Source organism: Chryseobacterium sp. IT-36CA2, assembly GCF_949767875.1.
Classification (GTDB): domain Bacteria; phylum Bacteroidota; class Bacteroidia; order Flavobacteriales; family Weeksellaceae; genus Chryseobacterium.
Genome location: NZ_CATKPG010000023.1, coordinates 457,485 through 479,043 on the forward strand (window position 1 = coordinate 457,485; position 21,559 = coordinate 479,043).

General features: G+C 37.0%; 15 protein-coding genes. 1 reads left to right on the top strand and 14 read right to left on the bottom strand.

What is annotated here, in order from left to right; translation table 11 throughout:
* Positions 1 to 11 precede the first annotated feature (11 nt).
* From ACM6F9_RS19035 to ACM6F9_RS19045, 3 genes are all read right to left on the bottom strand, one after another.
* Positions 12 to 2,975 carry a SusC/RagA family TonB-linked outer membrane protein gene (locus tag ACM6F9_RS19035; protein ID WP_414847148.1) on the bottom strand — a complete coding sequence of 988 codons (2,964 nt, stop codon included), beginning with the start codon at positions 2,973 to 2,975 and terminating at the stop codon, positions 12 to 14.
* 417 nt (positions 2,976 to 3,392) lie between these two features.
* A complete protein-coding gene (locus ACM6F9_RS19040) occupies positions 3,393 to 4,139 on the bottom strand; it encodes a glycerophosphodiester phosphodiesterase family protein (RefSeq protein ID WP_414847149.1) in 747 nt (248 codons plus the stop codon).
* A 168-nt stretch (positions 4,140 to 4,307) separates the two neighbouring features.
* Entirely contained in the window at positions 4,308 to 7,391 is a 3,084-nt protein-coding gene (locus tag ACM6F9_RS19045) for a carboxypeptidase regulatory-like domain-containing protein (protein WP_414847150.1), read from the bottom strand.
* Positions 7,392 to 7,714: 323 nt separating this feature from the next.
* Here ACM6F9_RS19045 and ligA point away from each other — a divergent pair, with 323 nt between their 5' ends.
* Positions 7,715 to 9,721: an NAD-dependent DNA ligase LigA gene (gene ligA, locus ACM6F9_RS19050; protein ID WP_414847151.1), complete on the top strand. Its 2,007-nt coding sequence runs from the start codon at positions 7,715 to 7,717 to the stop codon at positions 9,719 to 9,721.
* A gap of 64 nt (positions 9,722 to 9,785) precedes the next feature.
* Here ligA and ACM6F9_RS19055 read toward each other — a convergent pair whose 3' ends face one another.
* The 11 genes from ACM6F9_RS19055 to ACM6F9_RS19105 all read right to left on the bottom strand — a co-directional run bounded on the left by ACM6F9_RS19055 (position 9,786) and on the right by ACM6F9_RS19105 (position 21,043).
* Positions 9,786 to 10,271, bottom strand: a complete 486-nt coding sequence (locus tag ACM6F9_RS19055) for an STM3941 family protein (protein ID WP_414847152.1) — start codon at positions 10,269 to 10,271, stop codon at positions 9,786 to 9,788.
* 3 nt (positions 10,272 to 10,274) lie between these two features.
* Positions 10,275 to 10,733, bottom strand: coding sequence for a hypothetical protein (locus ACM6F9_RS19060; RefSeq protein ID WP_414847153.1), 459 nt, complete (start codon positions 10,731 to 10,733; stop codon positions 10,275 to 10,277).
* A gap of 31 nt (positions 10,734 to 10,764) precedes the next feature.
* Positions 10,765 to 12,480, bottom strand: coding sequence for an ATP-binding protein (locus tag ACM6F9_RS19065; RefSeq protein ID WP_414847154.1), 1,716 nt, complete (start codon positions 12,478 to 12,480; stop codon positions 10,765 to 10,767).
* Between the two features lie 5 nt (positions 12,481 to 12,485).
* The gene (locus ACM6F9_RS19070; RefSeq protein ID WP_414847155.1) at positions 12,486 to 13,595 is read right to left on the bottom strand and encodes a sensor protein KdpD; all 1,110 of its coding nucleotides are present in this window, start codon (positions 13,593 to 13,595) and stop codon (positions 12,486 to 12,488) included.
* 57 nt (positions 13,596 to 13,652) lie between these two features.
* Positions 13,653 to 14,702, bottom strand: coding sequence for a porin (locus tag ACM6F9_RS19075; protein ID WP_414847169.1), 1,050 nt, complete (start codon positions 14,700 to 14,702; stop codon positions 13,653 to 13,655).
* 104 nt (positions 14,703 to 14,806) lie between these two features.
* Positions 14,807 to 15,364 carry a potassium-transporting ATPase subunit KdpC gene (kdpC, locus tag ACM6F9_RS19080; RefSeq protein ID WP_414847156.1) on the bottom strand — a complete coding sequence of 186 codons (558 nt, stop codon included), beginning with the start codon at positions 15,362 to 15,364 and terminating at the stop codon, positions 14,807 to 14,809.
* Positions 15,365 to 15,374: 10 nt separating this feature from the next.
* A complete protein-coding gene (gene kdpB, locus ACM6F9_RS19085) occupies positions 15,375 to 17,414 on the bottom strand; it encodes a potassium-transporting ATPase subunit KdpB (RefSeq protein ID WP_414847157.1) in 2,040 nt (679 codons plus the stop codon).
* 28 nt (positions 17,415 to 17,442) lie between these two features.
* A complete protein-coding gene (locus ACM6F9_RS19090) occupies positions 17,443 to 17,586 on the bottom strand; it encodes a hypothetical protein (protein ID WP_414847158.1) in 144 nt (47 codons plus the stop codon).
* A 2-nt stretch (positions 17,587 to 17,588) separates the two neighbouring features.
* The gene (gene kdpA / locus ACM6F9_RS19095; RefSeq protein ID WP_414847159.1) at positions 17,589 to 19,283 is read right to left on the bottom strand and encodes a potassium-transporting ATPase subunit KdpA; all 1,695 of its coding nucleotides are present in this window, start codon (positions 19,281 to 19,283) and stop codon (positions 17,589 to 17,591) included.
* Positions 19,284 to 19,289: 6 nt separating this feature from the next.
* Positions 19,290 to 19,367 carry a potassium-transporting ATPase subunit F gene (locus ACM6F9_RS19100; protein ID WP_077415921.1) on the bottom strand — a complete coding sequence of 26 codons (78 nt, stop codon included), beginning with the start codon at positions 19,365 to 19,367 and terminating at the stop codon, positions 19,290 to 19,292.
* Between the two features lie 353 nt (positions 19,368 to 19,720).
* On the bottom strand, positions 19,721 to 21,043 hold the full coding sequence (locus tag ACM6F9_RS19105; protein WP_414847160.1) for a sigma-54-dependent transcriptional regulator: 1,323 nt from the start codon (positions 21,041 to 21,043) through the stop codon (positions 19,721 to 19,723).
* Positions 21,044 to 21,559 lie beyond the last annotated feature (516 nt).

Below are 21,559 nucleotides of genomic sequence, written 5' to 3' on the forward strand. Positions count from 1 at the left end.
TTTTAAAGATTTTAGAATTTAAGATTTAACTGAAAACCAACTGTTCTTGCTGTAGGCAGCTGCCCCATCTCCACTCCCGGAGTGATGGTCGCATTATCCAAAGTAGCTACTTCAGGATCAAACATTGGAAACTTCGTCCACATCCACAGGTTCTTTCCGAAAATAGCAATCGTAAGATCATCCAGCCCTAAAGACTGAATGGTTTCTTTCGGGAAAGAATAGGCAATTCTGGCATCTCTCAGCTTAATAAAATCTGTGCTGAAACTGTTGGTTTCTACGTTGGCTCTCCTGTAATAATCTCCATAATAAGATGAAGCGGTTACTCCTTTTGTATTCGGGCTGTAAGATCCGTCAGGGTTTTGAATAACACCATCTCCTATAATCATTCCGCCAGGATTATCTCTTCCCGGAAGGGTAGATTTTAGCTTGCCCTGTTCAGACATCTTATGATGGGACTGTGAGTAAGCAATGCCACCATACTGACCATCAAATGAAAAGCTTATTGTAAAGTTTTTAATTCTGAAGTCATTCTGAAGACCTGCTCTCCATTTTGGGAATGCATTTCCTACTTTTTCAATGTCTGCGGGTCTTCCGGGAAGTCCGTTATCTCCGTAAATTACTCTTCCATCTGGTGTTCTCAATAATTTAAATCCATACATATCTCCCAGAGAACCTCCTACTTCCATTTTATAGAATACCACATCTCCTACATTGGAAACAATTCCGTCAAATCCTTCAGGCAACGTCATCACTCTGTTTTCGTTGGTAGACCAGTTTCCGCCTACTTTCCATGAGAAGTTTTTACCTTTTACGGCTAAGATATCTGCTGAAAGTTCAAGACCTCTGTTTCGGATTTTCCCTGCATTGATTACCCTTTTAGAATATCCGCTTTCGGTAGGCAATGAAACAGGAATAATCTGGTTTTCACTGACATTCTGGTACGCGGTAAGATTAAGGTTTAATCTGTTTTTAAAAAGGCTGAAATCCATACCGGCTTCGATATTGGTATTGTTTTCAGGTTTAAGGGTAGGATTATTAAAAGTAGTAGGTGCTATAACGCTTCCTGTAATATTACTTGCTGTATAGTAGTTATCCAAAAGATAAGGATCACTATCGATTCCTACTTTAGCCCATGAGGCTCTCAGTTTCCATAGATTCAGATTATTACTTTTCAGATTAAAAATATCCGAAAGAATAAAACTGGTACTCACTGAAGGATAAAAGAAGGATCTGTTCTGTTTTGGCAATGTAGAACTCCAGTCATTTCTCCCGGTAACGTCTACGAATATTTTATTGTCATATCCTAATGTAAGCAATCCGTAGACACTGTCTACATGTTTATCTCGTGGCGCGGGATATTTAACCGGAATAGAAAGAGCATTAGTTAAACTATATTCACCGGCGGTTTTCAATCCGATAGCCTGATAATCAGTCATCAGGTATTCGTTATAACGGATACTTCCTCCAGCTGATGCAGAAATACTGAATTTATTCCAATCTGCTTTGTAAGAGAATAAAACATCATTGTTGTACTCCTGATTTTTGATGAACTGTTCTCTGTAGAAACCTTTCAGGTAGTTGGCAGAACTCCACGGTCTTTTGGTTGTTCTTTTTTCGTTCAGAATTTCAATTCCTGACCTCAGCATTAAACTGAAACTTTTATTAAATTGATAATCTGCCGTGATATTTCCTGTAATGGTTTTCTTTCGGACCCCGTTTAGCATTTCATAAGCAATCATATAAGGATTGTCGATAAAGGAACTGAACGGATGGATCTGATCTACCTGTTCCTGGCCCGGCTTCCAGATCGGTTTATACCATTCAAGATCCACATTGGGATTTTGAAAAATCATGAAATACGAGATTGATTGATTATTGTATCCCGTTGCAGGAAGATTATCACTGGTAGTAGTGTTATAAGCAAATTTGGTTGAAATTTTTAATTTTTTAGTAAGCTGATGAGCAAATGATAAGGCGAAATTGAACCTGTCAAAACCCGTATTAGGCATCATCCACTCATTATTAAGGTAAGTAAGCGATGATCTGAAACTTGTTTTCTCGTTGGAACTTTCTACGGAAATGCTGTTGGAATAGGTAGAACCCGTTCTCCAGAAACCTTTGATATTATTTTCGTAAGGTCTCCACAACTGTCTGTCTTTACTTTGTCCCTGTAAGTTAGGATCATATTGGAAGTAATACTGTCCGGCAAATTTAGGTCCGAAAGCACTGCTTGTACCTCCCGTGCTCGGTCCATCTACGGAAAGCCCATAAGAGTAATAAAAGTCTCCGGCAGTATTTTTTGCCTGCGTTCCCTGCCCGTACTCATATTGCCAGTCCGGCCATTTCAAGACGGAATCAAAACTTGAGGAAGAATTAAACGTTACTCTCAGTTTTCCGTTTTTTGTTTTACCGGATTTTGTTGTGATCATTAAGGCACCGTTAGCAGCGCGGGAACCATATAATGCTGCAGCAGAAGCTCCTTTTAATACAGTTACAGATTCAATATCATCCGGGTTGATGCTGTTTAGTCCATTTCCAAGGTCAATGGGAACATCACCTCCGGAACCTGCTCCATAAGCTGCAGTACCGGAACCTGTGGTAGAATTTCCCAATGGCACCCCATCTACCACAATCAGGGCGTAGTTATGATCCATCATGATGGATTTTTCTCCTCTTAAAGTAATTCTGGAAGTTCCAAGCGGTCCTGCTCCTGCCGTCTGAATTTTAAGACCTGCTACTTTCCCTTCCATTGATTGTGCCCAGTTGTTGTTTTGGGTTTCTTCAAATGTTTTGGCATCTACTTTTTCTGCTACATACCCCAAAGCCCTGTCATGCCTCTTGATTCCCAAAGCAGTAACCACTACTTCATCAATTCCTTTAATGGTGTCTTTTTTAACTTTCTGCTGAGCTGCCAGATTGACGCTGACGAATCCTAACAGCGACAAAACCAACAGTTTCTGTGTCTCTTTACGCATTCCTTTTTGTTTGCGCAAAATTAGACCGACATAACAAGGATCTCCTTAACACAATTTTAACGTTTCTTAAAAATTTATTAAACGGTATATTAATCTATCCTTAATAACATTGCATAAATAATTAATTAACAAACACTTGAGTAATTAAGTATTATTAATACCGTTTCACAGTCGTATTTATGTATCTTTATTGTCTTGCCTTGGGATAATACCACACAAAACACATATTCAATTGATTTACAACAGTATAAAAGATTTAAAATTTCAATATTTTTTCGATATTTAAAAGAGCGAATGGGTAAACTCTTAAAAATGAAAAGTCTGCCCTTTAAATTGGGCAGACTTTGTAAATTGTTTATTATTGGGAGGGGAATATTTCGTCCTTCGGTTATTATATTGGTGAAGGATATTGAATCGTTATTTATTTTTTAACTGATCAGGAATATTCGTGGTTACAAACCCGATTCCCTGCTTTTTCAGTTCATCGTATACGCCAACATCATTTACTGTCCATGCATTGGTGATTAGTCCTAATGCTTTAGCTTCAGCAATCCAGGTAGGATTTTTCTGGAAAACGCTGTAGTGGTAATCCATCCCGTCTAATCCTTCTTTTTTGATCTGTTCTGGAGACAGCTCACCGTTCAGATACTGTACTTTAAAGGCAGGAGCCAGTTTTTTGATCTCTTTACAGATATTAAGACTGAATGAAATAAACTCACTTTGAGACTCCAGCTTCATGTCTTTGATCATTTTGATCGTCTTTTGGGTGATCTCATTTTCAATTTCAGGAGTTTTAGCAGGTTTGATTTCAACGATCAGTTTCAGAGATTTGTCTTTTTTTCCCTGTTTCAAATAATCTTTTAAAGTAGGAAAGTTTTCTCCGTTGGATAATTTCACGGCTTCCAATTCTTTGAAAGTAACATCTGAAATTTCCATATTACCATGGTGCTCATCATGATTGATAACCAATACACCATCTTTTGTCATTCTCACATCAAATTCGGATCCATACACTTTTAATTTCTGGGCATTCTCCAATGATTGAAGGGAGTTCTCCGTTGTAGCAGGCTGAGCCTGGAAATATCCTCTATGGGCAATAATCTGGGTTTGTGCTTTCATCATAACTGTACTTAAAACTGCTAACCCTAAGATAAAATTTTTCATAATATAATTTAGATAATTAAAAAAGAAGTCATGAAACTTCTGATAAAGGTAGTTATTAAAAAGTGGAAACCACAAAGACATAAAAGATTTTTAGGCTAAAACTAAGGTTTTAATATACATCAGCCGTTTCAATTTCTTTTATGTCTTCTGTAGTTTTAAAAGCAGATATTAGAAGGAATACTTCGCTCCGATCTGGATCTGATATGGATTTCCGGATAGCGGAACCAAACCACCTCCACTTACATTTTTGGTGTATTCGTACTGCATTGTATCTTTATTAAACTTCGTCACTTTATACAGAGATGTGTTTCCGTACGATTTATTTACCCCCCATTCTTTGTTGAGAAGGTTTGCTACGTTAAAGATATCTACAGAAAGTTCAAAAGCACCTACTTTGTCAAATTTAATTTTCTTTGCTACACGTACATCCCAAACGCCATAGAAACCATTTTTACCTCCGTTACGTTCTGCAATTTTACCGCTGTATTCATTGATATAATCTTTCAGAGCCTGTCCTACCTGTGGATCATCCAGAATTGCTTTGGTGATATTTGGGAAGATAAAAGCAAGGTCATTGGAATCTACAAAGTCACCATTGATATTTCCTCCTGTGGTTGCAGAAAAACGGGTACCTCCAATTCCTGAATATCTGATTCCTAAAGTAAATCCTGCAACCGTAGGAGAGTTACCATAGATCACGACTTTATTACGGAACTGGTTATCAGAATAAGTCATTCTTAAATCTCTCGGATCACTCTGAATCATGGTAGACAAGGTAGCTGAGTTGGCTACGTTTCCGTTATAGGAAGTATTGTCTTTGATGTCAGACCATGTGTAACTTGCTGTGATTTCCCCGTCTTTCCAGTAACGGTAACTTGTATCTATGACGAATGAGAACTGGTTTACTTTACCGTCACTCACCAATTCCAGTACTCTTCCGAACTTATTATTGATTCTTCCTGCTTTCCAGTCGAAACTTACACTGTTATTAGCATTATTGGTAATGGCACTTGTAGGAATGAATACTCCTCGTCCGCCTTCATTAGCTAAGGTAAAGAAAGGGTTTGCCACCATGTTTCTGTCGTAGTAATAGTAATTATTTCTACCTAAAGCCATATATCCTGCAATCCCTGCTCTGAACCTTTCATTGAAGAAATGGGTATAAGAGATATTCGCTTTATAAACGATTGGGATTTTTGCATCTTTACCCGTATAATTGATGGTTGGAATCTGATACTGAGAAAGAGATGGAACAGAGTTATAATCATTTCTGTAACTGTTGAAATCCGGGAACGGAACATCCTTACCCGTTACATCCACTGTAGCCAAATGTTTTCCATCAAATACAAGGTTGTTGATGATCATATAATTGTTGATATCTGAAGAGAAAATTCCGGCACCGAACTTAAGGAAGTCTTTATTTTCTTCATTAATGTTCCAGTCAAACTGGAATCTTGGCTGAATAACAAATGATTTAATTTTGTTATCCGTTCTGATTCCCATTTCATCAAACAATTTTTGATTGAATTCTGCTTTTGGATAGCCTCCATAGTCTAATCTTAAACCTGCCATTAAATCAAGACCTTTTGCTATTTTGGTCTGAAACTGTCCGTATATACCAATATTCCAGATATTTGATCTTACAGACGGATCTTCCACCAATGGAACTTCTCTGTAGAATCTGTAAGGAGTCATCGCATCGAAGTTGCTCATGCCCTGGAAATGAAACCTTCCGTTCACTTCACTTCCATATACTGATTTTGCCGTTGTATACATTAAATCAGCTCCGAAAGTATATTTTACCTTATCTGTATTGTAGTATAGGTTATCTACCACCTGAAATACATTATTTCTAAAGCTTTCCTGCCCGAAACGGTGTCCTCCGATCTGAATATTGGTAGAACCTGCGCTGGAAGCCACTCCTTCCACAATAGCTCTTGGGACAGGTTTTCCTAACTGATTGTTCTGGTAACTGTCCTGGAAAGTGTAAAGGTACTGAGCTTTTAATTCATTGGTTAAATTAGGCTGCAGATTGGTTCTTAAGGTTAACAATAAACTGTTGTCAAGGTTTTTATCATTTCCGTAAGATTCGAAGAAATTGATATTGGTATTATCACCCAATCCGTTTTTGTTAAGATCGTAAGTGAAATTGTTTCTTAGGGTTAATAAGTTTTTTTCGTTGATCTGCCAGTCTAAACGTAAAAATGCGGCATCAGAGTTTCTTACTTTATCAAACGTTCCGAATTGCGGGCTGCTTCCTACCCCATATTTTGCTCTTGCAATATCCAGAAACTGATTAAGAGTCTGCGTGGTAGTACTGAATCTCTTCTCATCATCCTGAGATTTGATGTCAGCAATAGCCAATGGCCTCGAATCCAGCTGATGATCCCATGCTACGAAGAAATGTAGTTTATTTTTAATAATTGGTCCTCCCAATGAAAATCCGAACTGGGAAGTAGAGAAATCATTATCTCTTTTATTTCCTCTGATATCATACGGGCTGGAAAGCCAATTTGTTCTTAAATATTCCCAGGCGCTTCCGGAAAATTTATTGGTTCCCGATTTGGTAACAGCACTTACGGTTCCACCACCACTTCTCCCCAATGTCACATCGTATTGGTTGGTGGTAATTTTGAATTCACGTACTGCTTCAATGGAAATAGAAAAAGGTGCTCCGCTTCGGCTGGTTGTAGCTCCTGCAGAAGTAGGGTTTTTCGCGGTCATCCCATCAATCGTAAAATTGGTAGAAGATCCTAGCTGCCCGGAAAGGTTTCCTCCTTTTCCGCTTAATGGAGACAGCTCGGCAAGATTCGCAAAGTTTCGTCCGTTCACTGGAAGCATGCTGATATTTTTAGCAGAAATGGCTGTAGCTGCACCCAGGTTTCCGATCTTGTTTTTAAGATTTCCTGTAATCTTTACTTCTTCAATGTTCTTTTCATTACCAAGATCCATATTTACAGTTACCTGATCACCGAAGTTGACATTGTAACCTTCTTTTTTATCATCGTTCACAATGACTGTGTAAGGCCCTCCAAGAGGAATTTCTTTAAAAATATACTCCCCTTTTGAGTTGGTTTCCGTTTCCGTTTTGAATCCTGTGGACTCATTCACGATCGTTACTTTCACTTTTTCCTGAGCCGTACTTCCCGGTCCGGTAACTTTCCCAACAATAGAAGCCTGCGTGGTCTGTGCATAAGCCATTGTCCCAAGCCCTAAAAACAATAATCCCAGTACAATCTTTACTTTTTTCATTTCTTCCGAAGATCTTTATGATTAATTTTTTTTGTGATCGTCCAGAACCTCTTTGATTTTCATATCAATAGATCATCTGAGGTTTCTTTCAATTAGATGTGCAAAGGTATTTTGACTTTAACGGCGGGGTGTTTAAGAAAGTTTTAACATTTTTTTAATTAAATCAGAACGATATGTTAAATTATTTTAAACAAGTGTTTTATTCAACACTCAGTCAATACATTAAGACATATTACGCATTCTTAATTTTCCTGTACTATTTTATTCTGTTATTTTTTAAATGCAATTACTTTAGCTACTTTTGCTCAAAAGATAGAAACCTAATGTCTGAAAACATTCAACAAAAGATAGAACAGCTCCGCAAAGAGCTTCACCAGCATAACGAAAACTATTATCTACTGGATACTCCCAGCATTTCGGATTTTGAATTCGATATGCTTCTGGAAGAACTACAGAGTTTGGAGGCCCAATATCCCGAATTTTATGATGAAAACTCTCCTACAGTACGTGTAGGTGGTGGTGTCACAAAGGTTTTCCCTACGATTCAGCATAAATTCAGAATGTATTCACTGGACAATTCCTATGATTTTGACGATCTGGAAGACTGGGAAAAAAGAATCATTAAAACCATTGAAGATCCTGTAGAATTTGTTGCTGAACTGAAGTATGATGGTGCTTCTATTTCTATTCTTTATGAAAACGGAAAGCTGTCACAGGCTATTACCCGTGGTGACGGTTTTCAGGGAGATGAGATTACCCCGAACGTAAGAACCATTTCAGATATTCCTTTAACTTTAAAGGGTGATTTCCCAACTCATTTTTTCATGCGTGGTGAAATTTATCTGACCCGAAAAAACTTTGATAAACTTAATGTACTGCGTGAGGAAGAAGGTCTTGACCCCTTCATGAATCCAAGAAATACCGCCAGCGGAAGCTTGAAAATGCAGGACAGCGCTGAGGTAAGAAAACGGGCCCTTTCTTCTGTATTGTATCAGTTTATCTCCGAGGATATCCCTGCAGAAACGCATTGGGAGTTACTTCAAAAAGCGCAGAGCTGGGGATTTAAAACATCACAGCAGGCCAAATTATGTAAAACGATGGCTGAAGTACAGGAATTTATCACGTTCTGGGATACTGAACGTCATAATCTTCCTTTTGAAATTGACGGTATCGTTTTAAAAGTGAATTCATTACAGCAGCAGAGACAGCTTGGATATACCGCTAAATCTCCGCGTTGGGCGATGGCTTATAAATTTAAAGCAGAAAAGGTAGAGACAGAACTTCAAAGTGTGTCTTATCAGGTGGGAAGAACAGGGGCTATCACTCCTGTTGCCAACCTTAAACCTGTTTTACTGGCCGGAACAATTGTAAAAAGAGCTTCACTTCATAATGAAGATATTATCAAGAAACTGGATCTTCATGAGAATGATTTTGTATACGTGGAAAAAGGAGGTGAAATTATTCCGAAAATTGTAGGGGTAAACACGGATAAAAGAACCGAGGAAAGCAAAGAAATTGAATATATCAAACATTGCCCTGAATGTGGTACTGAACTGGTAAAAATTGAAGATCAGGCGATTCATTTCTGTCCGAACGAACTTCACTGCCCACCACAGGTAGTAGGAAGAATGATTCACTATGTTTCAAGAAAAGCTTTAAATATTGATAATCTTGGAAGTGAAACTATAGAACAGCTCTACAGAGAAAAACTGATTGAAAATCCTGCTGATTTCTATGTTTTAACGAAAGAACAGCTTCTTCCACTGGAAAGAATGGCTGAAAAATCTGCTCAGAACATCATTACAGGAATCGAAAAATCCAAAGAAATTCCTTTTGAGAAAGTCTTATACGGAATCGGGATCAAACATGTGGGAGAAACAGTTGCCAAGAAACTGGTAAAAAACTTTCCAACGATTGAAGATTTGAAAAATGCTACTGCAGAAGAGCTTTGTCAGGTAGAAGATATCGGGGCAAAAATTGCAGTAAGCATCGTTGAGTTCTTCCAGAATTCGGAAAATCTATTGATGATCGAGCGCTTGAAATCTTACGGAGTACAGCTTGAAAAAGGAGAAAGTACAAATGAAGTTTTATCCAATGTTTTAGAGGGAAAAACATTCCTCTTCACCGGAAAATTGTCTTTATTCACAAGAGAATCTGCCGAAGAAATGGTAGAAAAACATGGCGGAAAAAATATTTCTGCTGTTTCTAAGAACCTCAACTATCTTGTGGTAGGTGAAAAAGCCGGGAGCAAGCTGAAAAAAGCTCAGGATATTGGAACAATCCATATTCTGGATGAACAGCAGTTTCTGGATTTGATTGAGAAGCAATAAGTATTTTACAATATTTTACATAAAAGCCATTAAGTTATTCAATGGCTTTTATGTTATCTATTTCTTAACTCTTACAAATAATAGTTCTTCTATAATTCAATTCTTCCAACAAAGCATTTGTTTTCACATTCAACAGGTCTGTATTTATAATATTTCCTTTTCTGCCAAAAGGATCATCTTTTATGGTAATACAAATAGACTCATTTGTTTTTATTCCCCGAAATGTAGTATTTGAAATATAAAATGACGAAATATCTTCAAAATTGATCGTTGTGGGTTTTCTCAATAAGTTATAAATAATAATCTGCTTATCAGTAACTGTTAATAACGGTTTTGTCCGAAATAATAGCAGTATTGAATAAACAAATCCCAACCAGAAAAGTAAAAACCCTAGATAAAAAATGATTATTATTCCTAATCCCTCATTTTCCAAATCTTTATTAAAAAAAATAAAAATAAAAATTGATGAAATAATAAATATTATAAGACTTTTTATCTTGCTTGAATAAAAGTGAATCTCATTTACTTTTATTGAGTTCAATTGAATCATACTTTATTTGAAAACAATAATAGTATATGGAGAACTTCCCCCTGTCTTTGGCAGAATCAGTCTGATATGTTCTTTATTCCTATAGTAATCTATATAGGGCTCTTTGGTAATAATCTTCCCTTTCTCAGTTTCTTTATATCCATCTGCTAATATCAGTTTAAGATATTGATCATATTCTTTTTTGTCTTTAAACTCAAATTCAATTCTGTCTCCTGATTTCTCTTCAGCATATTCAAACTTTCCGATTTTCGAGGTATAATCAGGGGAATCATATTCGGTTAAAAGAAAACCAAGGCCTTCAGTTCTGTCATAAAATCTGAACTGAAGCTGTTTCATTTCCTTTTTAAACTCATCCATTGTCAGTTTGTTGAAACCATTAAGCTTTTCCAATGTGAAGGTCTGAGCAGAAACCTGAATACTTAGCAAAATTGAAAATAATAAGAGTCCTAAAGTTTTTCTCATTTCTATTTTTATCACAAATATAAAATAATCCTTAAGAAACCGGCAGTCTGAAATAAAATGTACTCCCATTATTCAGAGAACTTTTCACTCCTATTTCTCCGTGTTGTTTTTCAATGAAATTTTTGGAGATTGCCAATCCCAATCCTGTACCATTCTGATGTTCTCCGGGAACCTGAAAATAACGGTCAAAGATCTGGCGGTGGTATTTTTCATCAATTCCACTTCCTGTATCAATAATACTGAACTGAATAAACGAATTGAGTTTTTCTACCACAATCTTAATATTTTCATCCTGAAAAGAGTGCTTCACCGCATTGGTCAGGAAATTATTCATTACCCAGACTGTTTTGTCAAAATCTGCAGTTACCGCATCACTTTCTTCCAGAAGATATTCTGTGCTGATGGAAATATTTTTCTGTTCGGCCAGTTTTTCAACATTCTTTACAGCAGTCTGTACAATTTCTTTAGGGGAACATTTATCTACTGTCAGCCTGATATTGCCGGATTCTACCTGAGAAAGATTAAGCAATTCTCCAGTAATATCCAACAAACGCTGTCCGTCTTCATTGATGCTTTTCAATAATTCCTGCTGCTGTTCATTCAGTTCTCCGAACTTTTGGTTTCCAAGAAGCTGAACTCCCATTTTGATAGCAGAAATTGGTGTTTTTAGTTCATGGGAAATTGTTGCAATAAAATTGGTTTTCGCAAAATCCAGTTCTTTAAAAGGAGTAATATTTCTCAGCAAAATTACCTTTCCAATGTATTTCTTTTCTTTCTCGCCTGTCTTTACAATATTGATAGGAATAATATCCTGTTCAAAATAGTTTTCCTTATTATCGCGAACAATCTTGATAGGATCTTTTACCGGATGGTCTATATTTTTCAATAGTTCACGCATCAGATCATTGTTGATGGCTACTTCATGAGCTGTTTTTCCAATAATATCTTCCTTATGGAGATTCGTGATTTTCAACGCTTCATCATTAATCATGTAGATGAAATGATTCTCATCCAGACCAATCACCGCATCATGCATATTGTTGACCAGCGTTTCGATCCGTTTTTTATCCATTAATTGTTTGGAAAGTGTACTGCTTTCATACTCCTGAAGCTTTTCCGCCATACTGTTGAATGATTCAGCCAGGCTATTGAACTCCTCACTTCCTTTGAAATGAACTCTTTCATTATAGTTCTTATCAGCAATCTGTTTGATACTGAAAGTAAGCTGATTGATGGGTTCCGCAATGGTTTGTGGTAAATTAAAAAGCAGAATAAAAGCAATCAGAAAGCATACGGTTCCTAAACTTACGATCCAAAAGGTGGCATTTTCTGCTGTAATAATCGCAATATCGCTTTTCCGTTCTATGCCTTTCATATTCAAAGACATAATCTTGGCAAGATCCTCACGGATGAGTTTTTCTTTATTGATATCAGGAGCTTTCAGGTAGCTGTTGAAATGCAGATTCAGATTCTGAGTGGCCTCCTTTTCACCAAATTCTGTAAGGTTCTTTTCCTGCAGTTTGTTATTCTTCTGAAAATCTGCTACCGCAACAGTGCTGTCTGTACTGATATTATCCAGTGCCAGAAGCATATTTTTGGAAAATTCCAGACTGTTGTAATTGGCAGTAAGTATCTTTTCGGTATCAGATTTTAATTTATTAATATATACAGAACCTATCACTGAAAGCAAAACAATCAGCAGAAATAAAAGGCCCACGCCTAAGGTAAGTTTCGTTTTAAGTTTCATTATTTTTATGATAAAATAATAATATCTATCTGTCTTTCATTCAGCCTGTTCATCAGAGTATAAATCCAGCTGTACCCCAACATTCGCTGCCAGAAACTGGCATGAGGTTTTCCAATGCAGACCGTAGTGATATTATGAGCAATCACGTATTCCAGAATTCCGTTATGAACACTGCTTTCTTTGATCCGGACTACTTTGGCACCTAATTCCTGTGCTAAATTAAAATTATTAATTAAATACCGCTGTTTATCCAATGCAATTTTTTCCGGATTTTCGGAGGGTTTCTGAACGTACAAAACAGTCCATGGACTGTTATAGTAGCTGGCTAATCTCGCTGTTTTCCGGATAATTGTTTTGGCAATTTTCTCGTTGCTGCTGATACAGGCCAGAAATTTTATGGGTTTAAAATTTTCGGTTTTAATCTCAGTTTCCACCTTCCTTTCCACATGGGTGGCCACTTCTTTTAAAGCCAGCTCACGAAGCTGAAGAATATGCCCGCTTTGGAAGAAATTGCTGAGTGCCGTCTGAATTTTTTCCTTTTTATAGATTTTTCCTTCCTTTAAACGGGTCAGCAGTTCATCAGCGGTAAGGTCAATGTTCACCACTTCATCTGCGAGAGCCAGAATCTTATCGGGAACACGTTCTGCTACTTCTACTCCTGTGATTTTCTTTACTTCTTCATTCAGGCTTTCGATATGCTGGATATTCATAGCACTGATAACGTTGATTCCGTTATCAAGAATTTCCAGCACATCCTGCCATCTTTTTTTATTTTTGGAACCTTCTACATTCGTATGAGCCAGTTCATCTACCAAAACCACTTCAGGATGCTCATTAATGATGGCCTGAAGATCCATTTCTTCAAGATTTTTTCCTTTATAAAAAACTGATTTCCTTTCAATTTCGGGAAGACCTTCAACAAGAGCTACCGTTTCTTCTCTACCATGAGTTTCAACATAGCCAATCTTTACATCAATGCCATTTCGCAAAAGGGAATGCGCTTCCTGAAGCATACGGAAGGTTTTTCCTACACCTGCACTCATCCCAACATAAATTTTGAATTTACCTTTACGGGACTTTTGAATCAGTTCTAAAAAATCTTTTGCTGATGACATTGATTTTATTCTTTTTAATTTTACTTTAAACACTTTTAGCTGTGGTTAAACTGCTTACTAAAACCAGGCGGAAAGACTTGTTGTAATAAAGAAATTTCCTTTTTTAAATTCGTCATTTTTTGCAAAAATGGCATCTTTAGCTGTAAAACCTCTAGCCTCTGTACGGAAGACCACATTTTTAAAGATCACATAATCTACATTGAGAGAATATCCGAAAGTCTGAAATCCATTAGGTGTTCCGGTATTAATAATGACACCGTTCTTATCACTATAATACTCCAATCTCCCAGCCAGTGCCCACTTATTGTCTAATTGATATTTCATCAGGACATTTGGGCTGTACCAGATATTATACTGTTCACTTCCTTTTGATTTTTGTTCTGCACCGATATCAAATCCCAATACAGCAGAAAACTGTTCTGTCAGCTGGAAGCTTCCATATAAATCGTGAAAATAACGCATCCTTTTGTCTTCTTTTGCTTTGTCATTTCCTATGAATGAGCTGCTGTTCAGGGTAATTTTATCATTGGGTTTATACGTTATCTGATGTCCGAAAGAAATACTCTGGTTTCCTTCAGGTTTTGCAATTCTTTGCCATCCATTCAATACTAATCCGCTTAAAAACCACTTCCCATTATCTGAGGTATAAGAAATTTTGGCACCTGTCTCAAAATAGGGAGAATTTTCTGCTGCAAAACTTCGGGTAAGATTGATGTTATCTTTTCCGATAGCACTTTCCCAACCGATATGAGAAGGCATAATCCCTGCATCAATCCATAAATTTTTATTTTTTGATATTTTGATCCCAATATTAGCTTCATTTACATAGCGTAAAGCATTTTGTTCAGCCGCCATATTATCCTGGGCATACGTTCCGGCCATTAGAGCTACATTAGCACGGAGATTTTCACTTTGATAGCTGGCTTTAACTAATCCCAGGTTAAGATTCATTTCATTATGTCTGTTATATGAGTATAAAAAGTTTTGACGCATATGATTGCCCGGTTCATTAAAATCATAGGTATAAAAGAGTTCTGCATAAGCGGAAAATGTCACTTTATTTCCTGCTTTCAATGAATCTGATGATTGGGCTTTTGAGAAAAACATTCCCAATACGGCTCCTATAACTAAATATTTTTTCACTGTTATTAAGTTGTATTAATCATGTTAAGGTTTAAAACCTTGAAATGATTATGAGATTATTAAATTTATTATTTTAACTGATCCAAAGCAATATTAAGCTTCAGAACATTGACTTTTGATGGTCCGAAAAGTCCTAAAAATGGCTTTTCAGTTTGATTATTAATTAGGCTTTTAACTTGCTCTTCTGAAATATTTCTCACGTTGGCAATTCTCTTTGCCTGGTACAATGCTCCTTCTTCAGAAATATCCGGGTCTAGCCCGCTTCCGCTTGCCGTAACCAATTCTACAGGTACTTTGACATTTCCCATTTCAGGATTATTCATCTTTAAAGTGCCAATTCTTTTCTGTACAATTTCAAGATATTCTTTGTTGCTTGGACCTTTATTACTTCCCCCGCTTCCTGCTGCATTATAATTGACGGAGGAAGGGCGGCCGTGAAAGTATTTTTCAGATTTAAACTCCTGCCCGATATTGGCATACAACTTCTGTCCTTTATTGTAGACAATTTCGCCATTTCCTTTGTTGGGAAGTATTTTGGAACCTGCGTATACCACTGCCAGATAAATGCCGGTAACCACCAGCATTACAAGAGTTAATCTGAATGCTGAAACAATATGATTTTTCATTTTTTAAATTTTAATAGAATAAACTGATTATCAGATCAATGATTTTGATCCCGATGAACGGAACAATTACCCCGCCTAAGCCATAGATCAAAAGGTTTCTTCTTAATAATGCACTTGCACCAATCGGTTTGTAAGCCACTCCTTTCAACGCCAGCGGAATTAGGAACGGAATAATCACTGCATTGAAAATAACCGCTGATAATATGGCTGTTTCAGGGCTGTGAAGGTTCATAATATTCAGCTTCTGAAGCGAAGGAATGAAAGTGATAAACAGTGCCGGAATAATCGCAAAATACTTTGCAACGTCATTTGCAATACTGAAAGTCGTTAATGTTCCTCTTGTCATTAGCAATTGCTTCCCAATTTCCACAATTTCAATCAGTTTTGTAGGGTCGTTATCAAGGTCTACCATGTTTCCAGCTTCTTTGGCTGCCTGAGTTCCACTGTTCATTGCTACGCCCACATCTGCCTGAGCTAGTGCCGGAGCGTCATTGGTACCGTCTCCCATCATGGCTACCAGTTTACCTTCCTGCTGCTCCTTTTTAATGTAATTCATTTTGTCTTCAGGCTTGGCTTCGGCAATAAAGTCATCTACTCCTGCTTTTTCCGCAATAAATTTGGCTGTCAGTGGATTATCTCCGGTTACCATTACCGTTTTAACCCCCATCTTTCTCAGTCTCTGAAAACGTTCCTGAATCCCAGTTTTGATGATATCCTGAAGTTCAATAACGCCCCATACTTTTTCATTAACGGCTACTACCAAAGGAGTTCCTCCGTTTTCAGAAATTTTGGTTACTGCATCCTGGGTTTCTTGTGGGAAGATATTCCCAGCTTTTTCAGTCAGTTTTTTTATGGTATCATAAGCTCCTTTACGGATTCTTGTTTCGTCAAAATCAATTCCTGAAGTTCTTGTTTCCGCTGTAAAATCAATATAAGTAGGATTGGCTACCCATAAATCTTCAGATTTTAATGCACTCAGCTCAATGATAGACTTTCCTTCCGGTGTTTCATCAGCTACAGAGCTTAATGCAGAAGCTTTGATGAATTCATCAATCTGAATTCCGTTTGAAGGATGAAATTGTGTTGCTTTACGGTTTCCAATCGTGATCGTTCCTGTTTTATCAAGCAGAAGAACATCAATATCTCCCGCAGTTTCTACAGCTTTACCACTTTTTGTAATGACATTGGCCCTTAATGCTCTGTCCATCCCTGCAATCCCGATTGCAGAAAGCAGACCGCCGATAGTTGTCGGAATAAGACAAACGAAAAGAGATATAAATGCAGCAATAGTAATCGGAGTCTGCGCGTAATCTGCAAAAGGCTTTAAAGTGAGGGTAACAATAATAAATGTAAGGGTAAATCCTGCTAAAAGTATAGTTAATGCGATTTCATTTGGTGTTTTCTGTCTTGATGCTCCTTCTACAAGAGCGATCATTTTATCTAAGAAGGATTCTCCTGGTTTTGTTGTTACTTTTACTTTAATTCTATCTGAAAGTACTTTTGTACCTCCTGTTACAGAACTTTTATCTCCTCCTGCTTCACGGATTACAGGAGCACTTTCTCCGGTAATGGCAGATTCATCGATGGTTGCAAGACCTTCAATAATCTCACCATCCATCGGAATCTGATCTCCGGCTTCACAAAGGAAAATATCCCCTAAAGTCATTTCAGCAGACATTTTCAGTCTTGTTTCTACCTGAAATCCCGGTTTATTATCAAGCACTAATTTGGCTGGAGTTTCTTCCCTTGTTTTTCTAAGGGTATCTGCCTGCGCTTTTCCTCTTGCCTCTGCAATAGCTTCTGCAAAATTGGCAAACAGAACGGTAAAAAATAAAATAATAAATACTAAAAAGTTATAGGAAAAGCTTCCTTGAGATTGATCACCAATAAGACTGAACATGCTTACGATAAACATGACAATGGTTCCGATCTCCACCAGGAACATTACTGGATTTTTAAACATAATTTTCGGATTCAGCTTTACGAAGGACTGTTTGATCGCTTCGTTTACCAAATCTTTTTGAAACAATGTTTGTGACTGATTTTTCATTTTTTGAAAGAGTTTATATCATTGTAAATCAATAATCACCATCAAGGTCTGCCAAATTATAAGGATAGATATGGATAATATAAGTGAACGTTTCAGTAAGTGTCAGACTAGCGTCCTCAAACTTTTCAGCTCCCTTAATGGTTGAATATTGATTATAATTTTTAATGTTCATATTTATTTTGAGAAATACTGAATCTGTTCTGCGATAGGCCCTAGAGTCAATGCAGGGAAGAAAGACAATGCTGCAATCAGTAAAATCACCGCCAGAGTCATAAATCCGAAAGTAGCCGTATCTGTTTTCAGGGTTCCTGAACTTTCAGGGATATATTTCTTTTGTGCTAATAGCCCTGCAATCGCTACCGGTCCTATAATCGGGATGAATCTTGATAATAAAAGAACGATTCCTGTTGAGATATTCCACCAAGGGGTATTATCTCCAAGTCCTTCGAATCCGGAACCATTGTTCGCTGCAGAAGAAGTAAACTCGTATAGCATTTCACTGAAACCATGGAAACCTGGGTTGTTCAATGTCTTTGCTCCAAATTCTGGTAGATAAGCCGTTAAAGCTGTTCCTGCAAGAATTAAGAAAGGATGGAATAAAGCCACAATCATAGCGATCTTCATTTCTTTGGCTTCAATCTTTTTGCCCATAAATTCTGGGGTTCGCCCTACCATCAGACCGCTTATGAATACCGCCAGAATGATAAAGATGAAATAGTTCAGAATTCCGACTCCACAGCCTCCGTAGAAGCAGTTGATCATCATCGCAAGCAATTCATTCATTCCCGAAAGAGGCATTGTACTGTCATGCATTGCATTTACAGATCCTGTAGAAATTACCGTTGTTGCAATACTCCAATAACCGGATGCAGCACTTCCGAAGCGGATTTCCTTACCTTCCATAGCTCCCAGACTGCTGTCTGTTCCCATTTTTGTAATTAAAGGATTTCCACCGGTCTCATTCACGATATTTGGAACGGTAAGTGCCAGGAAACCAACTGTCATTACTGTAAAGATCACCCATGACAATTTTCTTTTATTCAGATAAAAGCCAAGAGCAAATACCAATGCAAAGGGAATGATCATTTGAGTGACCATCTCTGTCATATTGGTTATATAATTAGGATTTTCAAGCGGATGAGCTGAATTAGCTCCGAAAAAACCACCTCCATTAGTTCCCAGATGTTTGATTGCCACAAATGCAGATACAGGACCTCTGGAAACATCAGCTTTCTGACCTTCCAGTGTTATGATGTGATCTTTCCCTTCAAAAGTCATCGGACTTCCGTTGATAGAAAGAATTAAAGCAACAATTACACTTATCGGAACAAGGATTCTGATCATTGATTTTGTGAAATAATCATAGAAATTCCCTAGTTCTGTGCTTGTTTTTTCTTTAAAAGCTTTGAAAAGAACTGCCATCGCCGCCATTCCTGTTGCTGCCGTTACAAACTGTAAAAACATCAGATAAAGCTGGCTCAGATAACTTACTCCTGTTTCTCCCGAATAATGCTGTAAATTACAGTTGACTAAGAATGAAATGGTTGTATTAAAAGCCAGATCGGGTGTCATATTTGGATTCCCGTCTGGATTTAAAGGAAGCCAGGCCTGGTTCAGCAAAAGAAGAAAACCAATGATAAACCAAACCAGATTAATCGCCAGCATGGCATACATATTCTGTTTCCAGTTCATCTGGCGGGTAGGATTAATTCCCGATATTTTATAAATTAACTTTTCAATAGGTTCAAAAACCGGATCTAGAAAAGTCTTTTTGTATCCGTAGACATTAGCTATATATTTCCCTAAAAATATTCCGATAACTAATGTAATAGCAAACATTGCTATAATGCCTAAAATTTCTGTATTCATGACCAATTAAAATTTTTCAGGTTTAATTAAAACATAACAGATATACACAAAGGCAAGTATTGAGAGGAAAAATAAACTCCACATAATTTATATTCTATCAAAAAATTCAACTGATTTATACAAAACCCAAAATAGTACTGCAAAAAGCAGCATTAAACTTACAAGCATCATATCTTGATCATTAAGGTTAAAAGAGTAAAGAGTACATACGATACAATCAGCAGACTAAAAGTAGAATGCTCCCGTTTTTTAAACGTTTTTCTTGAAATTGTCATTTTTAAATATTTTATTCAAATACTATATGCCAAAAGAAAGTCCATTTTGAAAAATAAACACATAAAATATTGATATACAATAATTTAGAAATAACAAACAATTGTTATAAAACAAGAAAAGCCTATCAAAATGATAGGCTCTTTATTAAAATGATAAAAGATTTATTTCAATCCATATTCTTCCAGTTTCCGGTATAGCGTGGCAATACCAATCTCCAGTAATCGGGCTGCTTCTGCTTTATTTCCTTTGGTATACTGTAATACTTTCTGGATATGTATTTTTTCCAGTGAACGCATGCTTAAAGAATCACTTTCCGGAACTGCTTTTTCAGAATAATGAGGAAGGCTTTCCACATCAAGGATATTGTTATCCATTAAAATCAAACTTCGCTCCACTGCATTTCTCAGTTCACGGATATTTCCTTTCCAGTCATTTTTCTCTAAAACTTTATAATAATCTGGATCAACCTGCACAGCTGACAAGTGAAGTTTATGTGAAAAAATATCTATAAAATGCTTGGCAATTGCTTTCAGGTCTTCTTTTCTTTCTCTTAATGCAGGAAGAGTGATCTCAAATACATTCAGTCTAAAATAAAGATCTTCTCTGAAATTCCCTTGTTTTATTTCTTCCACAAGATCCCTGTTAGTGGCTGCAATTAGTCTGAAATCGGATCTTGAAACTTTTGTTTCCCCCATTTTGATAAATTCTCTCGTTTCCAGTACTCTAAGCAGTTTTGCCTGAAGTTCAACAGGCATTTCACCAATTTCATCCAGAAACAGAGTTCCTCCGTTAGCTTCTTCAATCAATCCCTTTTTATCTTTCAAAGCACCCGTAAAAGCGCCTTGTTTATGACCAAAAAGTTCGCTCTCCAGAATTTCCTTACTGAATGCGGAGCAATTGATTGCCACAAAACTGTTTTTCTTTCTGTCACTTCCTTCATGAATAGCACTTGCAAAGACTTCTTTTCCGGTTCCCGTCTCACCGGTAAGAAGAACTGCGGCATCTGTTAAAGCTACTTTCTCAGCAAGCTTCTTTGCCTGCAAAATTAAAGGTGATTTACCAATGATCTGATCAAAGCCTTTCGTGATAATCTGCTGCCCCATCCTTGACTTGTTATCTTTCACTTTCTCAAGAGCTTTATATACCAAAGGAATTATTTTCTCATTGTCATCTCCTTTTACAAGATAATCGTAAGCTCCGTTCTTCATCGCCTGCACAGCATCTGTAATATTCCCAAATGCCGTCATCAGGATAATCTCCAGTTGTGGATATTTGGTTTTAATTGACTTCACCAAATCTACTCCAAAAGCATCAGGAAGACGGACATCGCTCAAAACAACATCAAATTCATATTGCTCCAGCATCGTCATTGCTGAACGCGCTGTTGAAGCCTCTTTTACGTTAAAATTTTCTTGGGAAAGGATCATTCCTAGCAGTTTAAGGAGTTTGATCTCATCATCGATGATCAGAATATTTCCTGACATTATAATTATTTTTGGAAAACTACTACAAACTTATTGAATTTATTCGAGTAAAGCGGGTTTGTGCAAGGAAATAGTTTTGCAAATAGGTAATGATGATTGATAACTTGAGTTGTGAGTTTCGAGTTTTGGTTGAATAATTTACCAATTAGGACTTTTTAAATTCCTATAAAATAAATAGATGGTTTACTTATGGGAATCCAGACTTATTGATGAGAGTTTTAAAGGATGTGAGATGACAGGATAATGTCTCAAGTTTTTTCAGCAGTTAGTATTAGCAGTGTCATGCTGAGCTGAGTCGAAGCATTTTTATTACTAGGAATAATCTTTCTGCTATCGTAATTCTATGGAAGAACTTTGTTTATACTCCCTTCGGAGTGACAATGGGATGGCATAGATAACAGTAATGATGGTAAAGACTCATTAAAGGATAAAGATGGATGCTGGAAGAAGGGAGATGGAAGGGAGAGGGGTTGTTTTGTTTTTGTATTTGTTTTGTTTTTATTTTTGGTATAGATA

Bases quoted from the DNA above. Each gene is read 5' to 3' on its own strand.
- ACM6F9_RS19035 (WP_414847148.1), bottom strand. From the start codon at position 2,975: ATGCGTAAAGAGACACAGAAACTGTTGGTTTTGTCGCTGTTAGGATTC.
- ACM6F9_RS19040 (WP_414847149.1), bottom strand. From the start codon at position 4,139: ATGAAAAATTTTATCTTAGGGTTAGCAGTTTTAAGTACAGTTATGATG.
- ACM6F9_RS19045 (WP_414847150.1), bottom strand. From the start codon at position 7,391: ATGAAAAAAGTAAAGATTGTACTGGGATTATTGTTTTTAGGGCTTGGG.
- ligA (WP_414847151.1), top strand. From the start codon at position 7,715: ATGTCTGAAAACATTCAACAAAAGATAGAACAGCTCCGCAAAGAGCTT.
- ACM6F9_RS19055 (WP_414847152.1), bottom strand. From the start codon at position 10,271: ATGATTCAATTGAACTCAATAAAAGTAAATGAGATTCACTTTTATTCA.
- ACM6F9_RS19060 (WP_414847153.1), bottom strand. From the start codon at position 10,733: ATGAGAAAAACTTTAGGACTCTTATTATTTTCAATTTTGCTAAGTATT.
- ACM6F9_RS19065 (WP_414847154.1), bottom strand. From the start codon at position 12,480: ATGAAACTTAAAACGAAACTTACCTTAGGCGTGGGCCTTTTATTTCTG.
- ACM6F9_RS19070 (WP_414847155.1), bottom strand. From the start codon at position 13,595: ATGTCATCAGCAAAAGATTTTTTAGAACTGATTCAAAAGTCCCGTAAA.
- ACM6F9_RS19075 (WP_414847169.1), bottom strand. From the start codon at position 14,702: ATGTTTTTCTCAAAAGCCCAATCATCAGATTCATTGAAAGCAGGAAAT.
- kdpC (WP_414847156.1), bottom strand. From the start codon at position 15,364: ATGAAAAATCATATTGTTTCAGCATTCAGATTAACTCTTGTAATGCTG.
- kdpB (WP_414847157.1), bottom strand. From the start codon at position 17,414: ATGAAAAATCAGTCACAAACATTGTTTCAAAAAGATTTGGTAAACGAA.
- ACM6F9_RS19090 (WP_414847158.1), bottom strand. From the start codon at position 17,586: ATGAACATTAAAAATTATAATCAATATTCAACCATTAAGGGAGCTGAA.
- kdpA (WP_414847159.1), bottom strand. From the start codon at position 19,283: ATGAATACAGAAATTTTAGGCATTATAGCAATGTTTGCTATTACATTA.
- ACM6F9_RS19100 (WP_077415921.1), bottom strand. From the start codon at position 19,367: ATGTGGAGTTTATTTTTCCTCTCAATACTTGCCTTTGTGTATATCTGT.
- ACM6F9_RS19105 (WP_414847160.1), bottom strand. From the start codon at position 21,043: ATGTCAGGAAATATTCTGATCATCGATGATGAGATCAAACTCCTTAAA.